Raw genomic sequence first — 13,403 nt, forward strand, 5'->3', positions numbered from 1 at the left:
GCCGAGTGCGGCGAGCTGACGAAAAAATCCGCGAATGACAGCTTCACTGTGCAACACGGCTGATCCAATATGAAGCGCCCCAAACTCCGGGGAACCCACGCTGAAAAGGATCTGAGCATGTTCAAACTCGCAGGATTTACCCCCGCCGCGCTGACACTCGCCGCGCTCACATTGAGCGCGGCGGCCCACGCCGATGTCGATCTGAAGCTGGGCAGCACCGAGCGCGTCACTCGCCTTTTTGCCTACCCCAACAACTGCAGCGTGATCTGCTATCGCAACTGGTCGCTGGAGCAGACGGTCGCCCACTATTTGAGCCAGAGCGTGCAGCGCGATGGTTACGCCAATGCCAAGGTGCTGGTAAAGAACGATAACGGGCAGATTTACGTTGAGATCAGTGGCGTACCAAAAGGCTACGACAAGCCGCTGTCGGCGCTGCTCGACGCCGGTGATCTGGCCTATACCGGCGCCAGCAAGCTCAATGCCGATGGCAAATGGGCGTACAGCTGGTACCTGTTCCTGCCGTTGGGCATGGCCCTGGAAAACCGCAAGAGCGTCGAGCTGCTGCACTTCCCGCCGGATTACTCGCTGACCCAGGCCCAGGATTACCTGCGCTCGAATACCACGGATCGCTGGGCCACGCTGTTGAGCGCCAACGGCATTCCGGCCGACCAGACGCCGGCCTATCAGACCATCATCGACATCGCCCCCATCGCGGCGCCGTCCAATGCCGGCAGTGACCTGGAAGGTGTCTACGACTACTTCAAGGATTATCAGACCACGCTGGTCAAGCAGTTCAGCCAGACCAGCGCCGGCACCACCCTGCCGATGGTCGCGTTCGGCGCACCGGTGCGTAACTGGATCAAGCAGCAGTATGGCCCGACCGTCGCCGTACTGGGTCTGGCGACTATCAGCCCGAGTGCGGGGGTGAACGTGCCGGTGCTGGGTTCGAACCATCCGAGCTACATCTGGTACGCCGCCGATCCGGCCAGCTACGACGGCGATGAAGCGAAAGCCGATGCCGCCGGCTTGAAGGTCATGGGCCAGGACTTGAGCGCGGCCTGCTGGCAGGCCGGGATGGGCAGCAAGCCCGGCACCGATGCGAAAACCCTGCTCAGCAGCTGTACGCAAACCTGGCAAGTGACGCAAAAGGGCAAGACCTGCGAGTTGTTCTACACCTCGATCCGCAACCTGACCCCGGCCCAGGCTGCCGCCAAGTGCTCGACCACGCCGATCAAGGCACAACTGCAACAGCTTCAGGGCGAAATGCCGGACACCACCGTTCCCGCGCCACACCTCTGATGGGCTGAAAGCCTTCCCGTGTCAGTCGATGCTGACACGGGAAGCAGCCGATCACGCCTGTCAGATCTGACAGTAGACGCTTTGGCGTTTACGCGAGAGGATCGGATCCAAACATGTTGCAGCGCTGACAGGACGTCAGATCAAGGAAGTCGCAGCATTTGCCGACAGGGATCGTTATGAACAATCAGGCCCATCAGCATCACATCCCCCGCGACGCACCCGGCATTTACCCGTTTGCCGGATTGCCAGTGCGCCTGGGTTTCCCATCCAGCGAGGACTTCGAAATCGTTCAGCACGACGATGGCCGCGCATCGGTGGTGGCGCGTCGGGCGTTCCTGCGGATCACCCGGATGTGTCGGGTGTCCGGGCAACTGCTGCCCTATCGCTGCCGCCAGACTCGCCAGCTACTGGCCGGCATCCATCTCTACGATCCGCGTTTTTGCGGATTGCTCGAACATGCCTGCGACCCGAATGCGTTCCTCGACATGAGCGAACTGTGGCTATGGGCGCTGCGCGATATTCAGCCGGGAGAGCGCCTGACCATCGACTTCGCGGCCACCGAAGACCGTTTGCAGCAACAGTTCGCCTGTACTTGCGGCTCGCCGCGCTGCCGTGGGTGGATCACCGGTTACGATGAACCACCCACGATCGAGGGCCAGCACTTTTTGCAGCGCTGGCGACATCCAGACTGAGTTACAACGCTCCGGCCGGGCGCAGACGGTACTGCGGCGGCAGTTGCTCGAAGCCGCTGATGGTGGTGTTCAGGCTTTTCCAGCGACCGTCCTTGATGCCGTAGATGCAACCGTGAATCGACAGGCTCTGGCCGCGATGCCAGGCGTTCTGGATGATGCTGGTGTGGGCGACGTTGGCCACTTGCTGGATAACGTTCAGCTCGCAGAGGCGGTCGACCTGTTCTTCCTCGGTCGGAAGCTTGGCCAGTTCTTCACGTTTTTCGTAATACAGGTCACGGATCGAGCGCAGCCAGCCATCAATCAGGCCGAACTGGCGATCCTGCATCGAGGCACGCACGCCGCCACAGCCATAGTGGCCGGTCACGAGAATGTGTTTGACCTTGAGCACGTCGACCGCGTACTGGATCACCGACAAACAGTTGAGATCAGTGTGCAGCACCACGTTGGCGACGTTGCGGTGTACGAACAGATCGCCCGGCAGCATGCCGACGATCTCGTTGGCCGGCACCCGCGCGTCGGAGCAGCCGATCCACAGATATTCCGGGGTCTGCTGGCGCGCCAGTTTGGCGAAGAACTCCGGATCTTCCTTGGTGATCGCGTCAGCCCAGCGCTCGTTGTTATCAATCAGGTCTTGTAAGTCGTGCATGGTTAAGGCCTCAAGAAAGATGCGCTGGTATGACAGACGACCACCCGTCGGGGTCACGCAAGGGTCGCAAGTGTTTTCGTTGGAATTCCTGTGTGTGCGGTGAGTCCACTTAGTAAGGCCCACAGTATGAGGATTTGCCATGACTGATTCACGACGTCCGTACGATGCGGTGCAACCGGAACCGATCGATGATAACGAGGACCGCATGGGCTCGGTGCATGAACTGGATTTTGATGAAGACGAACCCAGCGCCAGGATTGGTGACGAGATTCCGGCGCGAGAACGCGAGCAACTGATGCCCAACGAGCGCGTGCGTGAGGCCGGGTTGACCGGTGCATCGACGGCGGACCACGAGCCGACCGACGATGATCTGAGCCCGGAAACACTGATTCATGAAGATGGTGCGCGCGATGCCGAAGAGGCTGGCGCAGGCAATCAGGCGGATTGGGACCTGAGCATTGTCGACGAGGACGATATCGGCGGCGGCAATGGTCTGGATGAGGCGGAGCTGGCGCGGCGTGATCCGCTGGATGGCAACCGCTAGTCACCGCCATCATGCAATCCCCTGTAGGAGCTGCCGCAGGCTGCGATCTTTTGATCTTGCTTTTAAAAACAAAATCAAAAGATCGCAGCCTTCGGCAGCTCCTACAGGAGATTAGTCAACCAACGTGCAGGCCATCACCACGGCGTCTTCACGCCCGCCCACCGCCGGATAATAATCCCGGCGCCGGCCAATTTCGTTGAAGCCATAGCGCTCATACAGCTTGAACGCTGCGGTATTGCTGTCACGCACTTCCAGAAAGCATTCCCGAGCGTCAGCCTTGTAGGCAATCGACATCAGATGCTCCAGCAACGTCAGCCCCAGCCCTCGCCCCTGATTCTCCGGTTTGACCGTGATGTTAAGCAGGTGCGCCTCATCCAGAATGATCTGCACCACGCCGTGGCCGACTTGCTGCTGGCCTTCGAACATTAGCCAGATCTGGTATTTGCCCAGCCCGTCGAGAAAAATCCCGCGCGTCCAGGGATGGCTGTACGCCGCGTATTCGATCTTCAATACCGCGTCCAGGTCCGCCTCGGTCATCGGGCGGAACGATACAGCTTCACTCATTCGATGGTTTCCAGCGCGCCATCAGCCGACGCATGGCTTGCCACACAGCGGCTTTGCGCTGTGGCTCTTCCATTAACAATTCCAGACCGGGAATGGCCCAGGCCAGGCCCAGGCCTTCGATCTGCAGCTCACTGTTGAACGCTTCAGCGTCCGCTTCACCGGCAAAGCGCACCGCCGGCAGGCCAATCAACCACAGGCAGGCGCAAGGTGCCGCTTCCATCTGTACCGAAAGAAAACCCTGAACGAAGTCGCGTGCCGCTTCCGGGCCCTGATCCATGGTGCCGCGGTTCAGCCACGGCCAACGCACCGGCTCGCCGACGATTTGTGGCGCATCCGGCAGACCGGCGGCGCGCAACATGTCTTTAAGCAGCAGGTAGGCCGGATCGCGGCTCTGGAACGCCTCGCCTGTGGGTAACTCGACCAGCAGCAGGCAAGCCCCGGCGCGCAGCAATTGCAGGGCAAAACGCGGTGGCGGCACGGGCGCGGGCTTGGCGACAACCGGCGCCTCTTCGACCTCTTCTACCGGTTTGGCGCCATTGCGGGTACTGGCGAGCGACGGGCGTGGCACTTCGATCTTCGGCCGTTCGACCGGACGGGCGGCAGGCTGCGCCGGAGCTTCGGCCTGCACAACCGGCATCGCCGCGACCTCTGGCTCAGGCTCGGGCATGTCCAGCAGCTCGGGCCGCGACGGGGCGGCGAAAGGCAATTCGGTGCGCGGCAGCCAGTTGACCACCTGCATGGCGTTCAAATAGGCGCGGCGGCGGGACTCGATTAGCAAAGGGTCGGCCACTTGTGGATAACTGAAGTGGGCTGATTCTACAGCCCTTCGTTCAAGATCGCTTGCTGTTGATCGATAGCCTTTACCTGGGCTCGCTCCCTTAGAAAATGCGACAGCCCGTCCCGAGAGTGAATCGCATCCCTCCTGATGCAGTACAATCGCGGCTTTTAATCGCCAACCAGCCGGCCATTCCGATGATCGAACCCAAGCGCGTCTTGCGCGCCCTCGCTGAACACTGGGCACTTCTTGAGCCACTGTGCGAGCACTTCGACCAAGGCACCCTGAGCCTCAACGAACTGCGCACGCAACTGGCCGCCCAACAACTGGACAGTACGCCGCAGGACATCACCAGCCTGCTCGACGTGTGGATTCGCCTCGACATTCTGGTACCCGTGGCGAAAAGCCCGAACCGTTTCGAGCTCAACGCGCAAATTCACGACTTCCTTGCCTATCTGCGCCGTGAACACCGGCTGGGCCTGTGCCTGGAGATCGAAGCCTATCTGCGCCACCTCGAACGGCTGGCCGGCTACATTCAGGACGCGTTCGATGTGCGCGACGGCAACGACCTCGCCCGTCAGTTGCGTTTGCTCGACATGCGCGTACGCGACGTGCTGAAGAAACTCGACAACGACGAACAGGCGCTGGTGGCCGTCGCCGAACGGGCCAAGACCAGCGACCGGCAGATTCCGCTGCGTCAGCGTTACGCCGAAGTGCTGGCAACCTGGGACGAATACGTCGAACCGATGATCGATCTGGTAAACGCCGACGGTGCCTTCGAGCAAGGCGTGCGCAAGGTCGAAACCGTGCTGCTGAAGATGCTCAGCGAACAGCAGCGCCTCGGCCATCTGGTCGATGACGACATGCTGCTGCGCACCCACGCGCGCATCCTCGAAATGCAGACCAGTGCCCAGCTGACCCTGCGCCACGCCCGCGAACTGCTGCTGCCGCTGCGGGAAGAGGCGCGTCGGCACAACGCCGTGACCCGTGGTGCCGCGCTGGCGCTGGCGGCGATCCGCCGCAAAGGCATCGACGCCGTGCCGCAAGCGGCGATGCCGCTGTTCACCCGGCCGCAAAGCACCTTCCTCGGCAGCGCCAGTCAGGTCGAGGCTTACGTCTACGCTCTGGCGCGTTTCGAGCCGAAACCGGCGCGTTTCCCCAAGGCGCACAAGACCCAGAAATCCGGCGATGCGCCACGTGCACCGCGCACCGTGCGCGAGATGGTCGAGCGTTGCGAAGAGTCCCTGCCAATGCCGGATCTGATGACTTGGCTGCTGGAGCAGGAACCGGATGGTGCCACCGACGAATTGCTCTACTGGTTCTCGCGCCTGTCGCGGGAAAAACGCTTCACCCGCGAGCGTCTGGAACGCCGCGAATACCACACTCACGAGCATCAGGTCAGCCTGCGCTCCTTCGCCCTGCTCTCGGCCCGCGACCCTGCCGCCGCCGAGGATTCTGCGAGCATCCCCAATGCATCTTGATCTATCCGAACTGTCCCAACTGGCGCCGATCTTCCGTGAGCTGTTCAAGGGCTACCACGTCAGCCGCCGCGACCCGGAACTGTACGCGCAACTGTCGAACTTCCAGGATCAATACCGCACGCTGTTCAAGGCGCTGGGGTTCGAGCTGGTCTGCGACACCCGTGGCTTCTACTACTTCGTGCCGGACATGGCCGCTGCGGCGGTGAACAAGACCGCTCAGCGCCTGGCGCTGTTCACCTTCATCCTCGTCGAGCACCTGGCCGATCAGGGCCGCGATCCGATCGCCGTGCTCGACGGTGGCAGCCTCGGCCGTGAAGAACTGCCGTCGCTGCTGGACAAATACCGCGACCTGTTCATCCAGGCCGAAGTGCAGACCGTCGAAGAACTCGAAGAAAAGATCATGCGCCGCATGACCCAGCTCGGTTTCGCCAGCGAAGAAAACGGCGTGTACCGTTTCCTGCCGCCGATGCACCGCTTCCTCGACGTGTGCCTGTCGGTGCAGCAGGACCGCGATCTGGCGGCCAGCGTACACAGCGTGCTGCCGCTGCCGGCACCGGTGCTGATCGACGAAGAGGCCGAAGCGAAATTCCTCGAGACCGACGATCCGCTCGATCTCAGCGAGTTTGAGGAAGAAAGCGAAGAAGACGCACTGGCCCGCGCCATTGCCGAAGAACAGGAGTCCGACGCATGAGCCAGGAACGCTACGGCATCCGCCGCTTTGCCCTTTTGAACACCGCCGGTTACAGCCTCGGCCTGTTCCCGCTGGAAGAACCGCTGTCGGTCTACGGCGCGAACAACCTCGGCAAATCCGCCTCGATCAACGCCTTGCAGTTCCCGATCCTGGCGCGCATGTCGGACATGAGTTTCGGCAAGTACAGCCTGGAACAATCGCGGCGCTTCTACTTCGCCTCCGACACCAGTTACATCCTCGTCGAAGTCAATCTACCGCACGGCCCGCACGTGATCGGCGTGGTCGGCCGTGGCCCGGGCGGTGGTTTCGGTCACCAGTTCTTCGCCTACGCCGGCAAGCTCGATCTGGCGCATTACCAGAAAAACGACACCTGCCTGCGTCAGAAGGAACTGTTCAGCAACCTTGAGAAAGAAGGCCTGAAAGCCTACGAACTCAAGCCGGACGAACTGCGTCGTCTGCTGGTGGGCGGGCACACCTCTATCCCGCTGGACCTGACGCTGATCCCGCTGCGCTCCACCAGCGAGCAGAGCCTGAAGACCTTCCGCGCGCTGTTCATCAACCTGCTGCACATGCGTGAAATCACTGCGGCCAAGTTGAAGCAGTTGTTCCTCGATGCCTTCGAGCACAGCCTGCGTTCCGGCAGCGTCGACTACATTGCTGCGTGCGAAGAAGCCTTCCGCGATGTGCGCCGGATGGAGCAGGACTACAACTCGCTGGTCGCCGCCGGCCCATTGGTCGAGGCCTTGGCCAACGGCGTGAAACAGCGCGACGTGCTGCGCGGCAAACTGCATCGCCTGTCGCCGCTGCTCGACTCGTTGCTCGGCACCTGGTCGGACTACGCCAATGCACGCAAGGAAGAACTGACGATTCAGGCCGAACACTACCGTCGCGAGCAGGACGACCTGCAAAACGACCAGCGTGGCGGCACCCAGGAGCTGATGCGCCTGGAGCGGGAAATCACCGGCATTCAGCGCTGGCTCGGCGAGTTGTCGGTGCTGAAGAACCGCTTTGCGCTGGTCGATGACGTCAAAGTGCTGGAGCAACAACTGCTCGCGGCCAAGGACGCCCACGACGAACTGGCTGGTGCGCTGGCACAGTCACGACAGTTCAGCGCCGAGGATCTGGAAGAGCGTCTGCGCGACCTGGAAAAACGTCTGAAGTCGGTGAAACAGCAACTCGATCACGCCGACAACAACAGCTACGCCCGCCTGCGTGAAGAATTCTCACAACAGGACGTCGAGCGCCTGATGCGCCTGTTCAACAGCGCGCTGTTCAGCCTGCCGCTGGGCGAACATGGCATCACCCTCGACGAAGACGGCGAGTGGGTCAAATCGGTCGAGCTGATCCTCGATGGCTTCAAGGGCGAGCGTTTCGAAGTGCCGGGGCTGTCGATCGACATCTCGCACATCGAGCCGCCGGCTCTGCAAGCGCTGGCCGACCGCGCCGCGCTGCGTGACCAGAAAGAGCGTCTGGAAAAAGAGCTCAAGCAGCTCAAGACTCAGCAAGCCGTGGCCGCCGACCGCGCCGCGAGCAAGACCCAGACCGAAGCGCTGTACCAGCAAGTGCTGGATGCGCAGAAAGCCCTGGAAGATTTCCGTCGCACTCAAACGCTGAGCGCCGAAGAAGGCGACAAGCTCGAGCAACTGGCGCAGATGGAAGCCGCGCAGGACGAACTCAAGCGCTCCAGCGATGCGTTCACCGAGCGCGTCCAGCAACTGTCGGCCAAGCTGCAACTGGTCGGCCGGCAGATCGCCGACATGGAAGCCAAGCAGCGCACCCTCGACGATGCCCTGCGCCGCCGTCAGCTGCTGCCGGCGGATCTGCCATTCGGCACGCCGTTCATGGATCCGGTCGACGATTCGATGGACAACCTGTTGCCGCTGCTCAATGACTATCAGGACAGCTGGCAGGGTCTGCTGCGCGCCGACGGACAGATCGAAGCGCTGTACGCGCAAGTGCGTCTGAAAGGCGTGGCCAAGTTCGACAGCGAAGACGACATGGAGCGCCGCCTGTCGTTGCTGATCAATGCTTATGCGCACCGTACCGATGAAGCGCTGACGCTGGGCAAGGCGCGGCGTGCGGCGGTCACCGACATCGCCCGGACCCTGCGCAACATTCGCAGCGACTACGACAGCCTCGAGCACCAACTGGCGCTGTTCAACCGCGAGATCAACAAGCGTCAGGTGTCCAACCTGCAGAGCTTCCGTATCGTCCTCGCGCCGAACAAGGAAGCACTCAAGCACATCGACCAGATCATCCACAGCGCCGGTCAGTACGAAGAAGGCGAAACCCTGTCGGTATTCGATCTGAGCCAAAGCGCCGAGCAGGACAACAAGAACGAAGAGGCCAAGGAATACTTGGCACGGCTGGTGGCGGCGAACCACAACCAGCTCGGCCTCAAGGACTTGTTCGAGCTGGCGTTCGAGATCACCAAGGTCAACGGTCAGCCGGTGATCCACACCGACATCGACGGCGCGGCCTCCAACGGCACCACCATGACCATCAAGGCGCTGACCAACATGTACTTGTTGCTGCACTTGATGGATCGCGACCTGGCCGGTCGCGTGCGCCTGCCGTACTACCTCGACGAGGCGGCGGACATTGACGAGAAGAACCAGGCAGCGCTGCTGGAAACCAGCCTGCAATTGGGCTTTGTGCCGATTCTGGCGAGTGTGAAACCGCAAGTCTGCGCCAGTGTCGCCATCGACCTGGAAGGCGGCAGCGGCCCGGCGGGGATCTACATCGACGAGGCGGACTGGAAGTACATCCGCCGGCATGATGTGGTGAAGGCCACCGTCAACGTGCAAGCCGATGAGCCAGAGCTGGATGAGGTTTGATCGGCGTTAGCTGAAGGCAAAAAAAGGGCCGCGATCTGTTGGGATCGCGGCCCTTTTTTATGGCTTTGGGTTTGTGCTGAATAGGAGGACCTCATCGCTGGCAAGCCAGCTCCCACAGGTTTTTGCGTTGAACACACATTCTGTATACGACATGAAACCCTGTGGGAGCTGGCTTGCCAGCGATGGCGTCTTTGTAGACGCCACATCAACTCAGAATTATTTACCGAGCGAAATCTTCGGCGCCCAGGTCAGCCACTCATCCTCGAACTTGTCGAACAGCGGGAACGTCTGCTCAGGCCGTGCCGGGCTGCCCATGCGCTCACCGTCCGGCGTGGCGAAGGCGATGCCTCCCTGAATCGCCGTCTCCAGCGACTCTGTACGCACTGTCAGACCATTGAACAAGCCGATGTCGAAACCAACGCCGCTGGTGTTCCAGAATCGGCTACCGCTGCGCACCAACGGCGCGTATTTCGGCTCGATCAGAATGTGCACCAACACCCGGTCGGCCGTCTGGCCCAGTTCATAACCGGTGACCTTGCCCACGGTGATTTCGCGGTAGGTCACGGGCACGCCCGGTTTCAGCGAGCCACGCCGCGCGGCGCTCAACACCAGACTCAAGCCAGCCTCCTGCTTGCTCACTTCCGGCGGACTGGCCAGCGCAACGAAGTTCTTCTGCGGGCCGAGATTTTTCGCCGCCGGCTGCACTTCTACATATTGCCCGGTGACCAGGGTTTCCAGGTTCTGGGTCTTGATCAGTCCCAACTCCGGCTTGACCACCCAGAACTGACTGCCGACCCGGGCAATCTTCTCCGGCACTTCAGTGATCCGCGCAGTAATCATCACGGCTTGCAGGTCGTCGGTCAGATCGACGTCTTCAATCTTGCCGACATCCAGGCCCTTGAAACGAATCGGTGTGCCCGGGCGCAAACCATCGGCGCGGTCGACCTTGATCGTTACCAGCGTGCCTTTCTGGTTGGCCTCGTCATGGTTGGCGAACAGACGGAAGCGTGGAATACGCTTCTGCAGCGGCGCCTTGGCTTGCGGGGTTTCGAAAGCGATACCGCCGGCCATCAATGTCTGCAACGACTCGCTCTTCACTTGAATCCCGCCCGTCAGACCACCGGTGAGGGTGATGCCGCTGACATTCCAGAAGCGTGTCGACGCGTTGACCAGATTTTCGTACTCCTTCTCGATATGCACGCCAATGACGATTTGTTTTTTGGTCTTGGAGAACTGATAGCTCTGGACCGAGCCAACCTTGACCTGTTTGTACAGAATCGGACTGCCGACTTCGATCGAACCGAGAACATCGGTGAACAGCACCAGGTGCAGGCCCGGGGCGCGCAGATCCAGTGGCGGTGCTTTTGGCCGTGCCTCGAATTCGCGTTTCGGCGCAGCACCCTTGTCGCCCGGGCGCACGGCGATGTAGTTGCCTTTTACCAACGCTTCGAGCCCGGTAATACCGGCCAGGGAAATCGACGGTTTGACCACCCAGAACTGCGTGCCTTCGACCAGGTAGTCTTCGGCCAGAGGATCCAGCGTCAGTTCGGCCGTGGCGCTGTTGAGATCCGGATCGATTTTCAACGCTTTCAGGTTGCCGACCTGAATGCCCTTGTACATCACCGGCGTGCGGCCGGCCTGCAGGCCTTCAAAGTCACTGAGTTTGACCTTGACCCGAATGCCGGCAGCGGCGGCGTCGAAGTCCTCATACAAACGGAACGGCAGGCTTGGATCGGTAGGCGGACTGTCCTTGCGGTTCTCCGGTGTGGCGAAGGCGATACCCCCGGCGACGATGCTCGCCAGGGATTCGCTGCGCACTTTCACCCCCGACAGATTGGCGTCAATACTGATGCCGCTGGCATTCCAGAAACGTGTGTGTTTGCGCACCAGTTTGGCGTAAGTCGGTTCGATGAACACTTTGAGTTCAACGGTGCTCTGGTCTTCGGACAGCACGTAGCTTTTGATCTGACCGACTTTAATCTGCTTGTAGAACACCGGGCTGCCGCGATTCAACGAACCCAGGCGATCGGCCTTGATGGTCAGGTGCAGACCGGGCTTGGAATCCGACAATGGCGGCTCTTCAGCCAGGGCCTTGAACTTGCGGGTCGGCTCGCCTTCACCCGGGCTGATGGCCACGTAGTTCCCCGAAACCAGTGTTTCCAGTCCTGTGATGCCGGCCAGGGTGACGCTTGGTTTCACCAACCAGAAGCGGGTGCTGGTCTTGAGGTATTGTTCGACATCCTTGTTCATCTCCACAGTGGCGATCACGCCTTTGGAATTGCCTTCGTCGTCGAGCTTGAGCGTCTTCACCTTACCGACTGACATGCCTTTGTACATGACCTCGGTCTTGTTGGCCTGGATGCCTTCACCGCTTTCGAAGCGAACCTGAATCTCGATACCGGTTTCGTTATAGGCACGCCAGCCAAGCCAGCCGCCGATGATCAGGGCGATCAGGGGCAGTACCCAGATGGCAGACCAGTTGGAGGCCGGTCGGGTTTTCGCTACAGGCAAATCAGTCATGGTCGTCGTCCGACTCCGTGTTATCCCAAATCAGTCGGGGATCGAAAGTTACTGCGGCAAGCATCGTCAGAATCACCACACTGGCGAAAGCGATGGCGCCAAGATTGGCTTCGACACTGGCAAGCCGGCCGAAGTTGACGACCGCCACCAGAATGGCGATCACAAAGATGTCGAGCATCGACCAGCGACCGATGAACTCAATGAAGCGGTACATCCAGATGCGCTGCCGTGCAGACAATGGCTGGCGGCGCTGTACAGAAAACAGCAACAGCGCGATACCGACCAGTTTAAACGTCGGCACCAGAATACTGGCGATGAACACCACTGCGGCAATCGGGATCATGCCGTGTTGTACCAACTGGATCACGCCGGACATGATGGTGCTGGGGTCGCCCTGACCCAGCGAGCTGACGGTCATGATCGGCAACACATTGGCCGGAATGTAGATAATCGCAGCCGTGATTAGCAGGGCCCAGGTTCGGGCCAGACTGTTCGGACGACGAGCGTGAACCAGCGCACCGCAGCGGGTGCAGGTCTGCTCGTCGGTGTTCGCATCCTGTTTGTTCAATTCATGGCATTCGGTACAGATCAGAATGCCCGCATCAATCGCCCGCATGGGCATCCTCTCCTGATAACGCCTGCCAGATCTGATGCGGTGACATCACCACTTCCAGCCAGACCTGAACCAACAACAAACCGATGAAACACGCCAGACCGAGGCCGACGGTGATGGCCGCCATGTCCGCCAGTTTGACGATCGCCACGAGGACGCCCATGAGGTAGACCTCAAGCATGCCCCAGTCTTTGAGGTGGTGATAAATGCGGTAGAGCAATAAGCCGTAACTGCGTCCGACGTTGAATCGAATCGTCAGCAAAACGAATAACTGGCACAGCAACTTCAGCAACGGAATAGCCATACTGCACAGGAATACAACGATCGAAACGCCCTGCATGTCCGTATTGAACAAGCCAAGCACGCCGCTCCAGACCGTATCCTGCGAAGATTGTCCGAGAATATTGAGTTGCATGATGGGTAAAAAGTTTGCCGGGATGTACAGCAATAATGCTGCGATCACCAGGGCAAGGCTGCGCTGCACCACGTTATGGCGGTGGGCGTACAACTCGTAACCGCAGCGCGGGCAGAGCGCTTTCTCACCATGGGCAAGCTTGGGCTTGCGCATCAGCAGGTCGCACTCGTGACAGGCCACCAGGTCTTCCAGCGGTAAATCTGACAGCCCTGAGGCGTCAACCGGATCTGACATAAAGGCTCTGGCTCCGAAAAAGATGGGGCTATTCTAGTGTTCTGATTCGAAAATAACTGTGCAAAATTGTTCGCTGCCTAAGTAAAAATACT

The 13,403-nt window shown here is 60.4% G+C and carries 12 protein-coding genes; 6 read left to right on the plus strand and 6 right to left on the minus strand.

From position 1 onward, the window contains the following. The first annotated feature begins 117 nt into the window (after positions 1-117). Both ACYZUM_RS21390 and ACYZUM_RS21395 read left to right on the plus strand, forming a co-directional pair. A complete protein-coding gene (locus tag ACYZUM_RS21390) occupies positions 118-1,299 on the plus strand; it encodes a hypothetical protein (protein WP_108183797.1) in 1,182 nt (393 codons plus the stop codon). Between the two features lie 176 nt (positions 1,300-1,475). Next, the gene (locus tag ACYZUM_RS21395) at positions 1,476-1,991 is read left to right on the plus strand and encodes an SET domain-containing protein-lysine N-methyltransferase (protein WP_142579795.1); all 516 of its coding nucleotides are present in this window, start codon (positions 1,476-1,478) and stop codon (positions 1,989-1,991) included. Position 1,992: 1 nt separating this feature from the next. Here the strand turns inward: ACYZUM_RS21395 and can are convergent, their stop codons facing one another. Continuing rightward, the gene (gene can, locus ACYZUM_RS21400; RefSeq protein ID WP_108183799.1) at positions 1,993-2,637 is read right to left on the minus strand and encodes a carbonate dehydratase; all 645 of its coding nucleotides are present in this window, start codon (positions 2,635-2,637) and stop codon (positions 1,993-1,995) included. Between the two features lie 139 nt (positions 2,638-2,776). Here can and ACYZUM_RS21405 point away from each other — a divergent pair, with 139 nt between their 5' ends. Next, positions 2,777-3,181, plus strand: a complete 405-nt coding sequence (locus ACYZUM_RS21405; protein WP_108183800.1) for a serine kinase/phosphatase — start codon at positions 2,777-2,779, stop codon at positions 3,179-3,181. Between the two features lie 111 nt (positions 3,182-3,292). Here the strand turns inward: ACYZUM_RS21405 and rimI are convergent, their stop codons facing one another. Together rimI and ACYZUM_RS21415 are read right to left on the minus strand one after the other, a co-directional pair. Continuing rightward, positions 3,293-3,745, minus strand: a complete 453-nt coding sequence (gene rimI / locus ACYZUM_RS21410) for a ribosomal protein S18-alanine N-acetyltransferase (protein WP_041074813.1) — start codon at positions 3,743-3,745, stop codon at positions 3,293-3,295. Continuing rightward, positions 3,738-4,484: an energy transducer TonB gene (locus ACYZUM_RS21415; protein ID WP_108183801.1), complete on the minus strand. Its 747-nt coding sequence runs from the start codon at positions 4,482-4,484 to the stop codon at positions 3,738-3,740. Before ACYZUM_RS21415 ends, rimI begins: the two co-directional genes overlap by 8 nt. Before the next feature lie 233 nt (positions 4,485-4,717). Between ACYZUM_RS21415 and mksB the strand changes: the two genes are divergently transcribed. The 3 genes from mksB to mksF are packed head-to-tail and all read left to right on the plus strand — an operon-like array spanning position 4,718 to position 9,529. Beyond that, positions 4,718-6,001: an Mks condensin complex protein MksB gene (gene mksB / locus ACYZUM_RS21420; protein ID WP_047296550.1), complete on the plus strand. Its 1,284-nt coding sequence runs from the start codon at positions 4,718-4,720 to the stop codon at positions 5,999-6,001. Beyond that, positions 5,991-6,692: an Mks condensin complex protein MksE gene (gene mksE, locus ACYZUM_RS21425; RefSeq protein WP_108183802.1), complete on the plus strand. Its 702-nt coding sequence runs from the start codon at positions 5,991-5,993 to the stop codon at positions 6,690-6,692. The genes mksB and mksE overlap by 11 nt, the downstream gene beginning before the upstream one ends. Next, complete coding sequence (gene mksF, locus ACYZUM_RS21430; protein ID WP_108183803.1) at positions 6,689-9,529, plus strand: Mks condensin complex protein MksF; 2,841 nt, start codon at positions 6,689-6,691, stop codon at positions 9,527-9,529. The genes mksE and mksF overlap by 4 nt, the downstream gene beginning before the upstream one ends. A gap of 216 nt (positions 9,530-9,745) precedes the next feature. Here the strand turns inward: mksF and ACYZUM_RS21435 are convergent, their stop codons facing one another. Genes ACYZUM_RS21435 through ACYZUM_RS21445 form a run of 3 tightly spaced genes read right to left on the minus strand, consistent with a single transcriptional unit; the run spans position 9,746 to position 13,311 of the window. After that, complete coding sequence (locus tag ACYZUM_RS21435; protein WP_108183804.1) at positions 9,746-12,049, minus strand: PqiB family protein; 2,304 nt, start codon at positions 12,047-12,049, stop codon at positions 9,746-9,748. After that, positions 12,042-12,665 carry a paraquat-inducible protein A gene (locus ACYZUM_RS21440; RefSeq protein ID WP_108183805.1) on the minus strand — a complete coding sequence of 208 codons (624 nt, stop codon included), beginning with the start codon at positions 12,663-12,665 and terminating at the stop codon, positions 12,042-12,044. Before ACYZUM_RS21440 ends, ACYZUM_RS21435 begins: the two co-directional genes overlap by 8 nt. Continuing rightward, the gene (locus tag ACYZUM_RS21445; RefSeq protein ID WP_041074803.1) at positions 12,652-13,311 is read right to left on the minus strand and encodes a paraquat-inducible protein A; all 660 of its coding nucleotides are present in this window, start codon (positions 13,309-13,311) and stop codon (positions 12,652-12,654) included. The genes ACYZUM_RS21440 and ACYZUM_RS21445 overlap by 14 nt, the downstream gene beginning before the upstream one ends. Between the last annotated feature and the right edge of the window lie 92 nt (positions 13,312-13,403).

The organism is Pseudomonas sp. m6p, assembly GCF_055760375.1.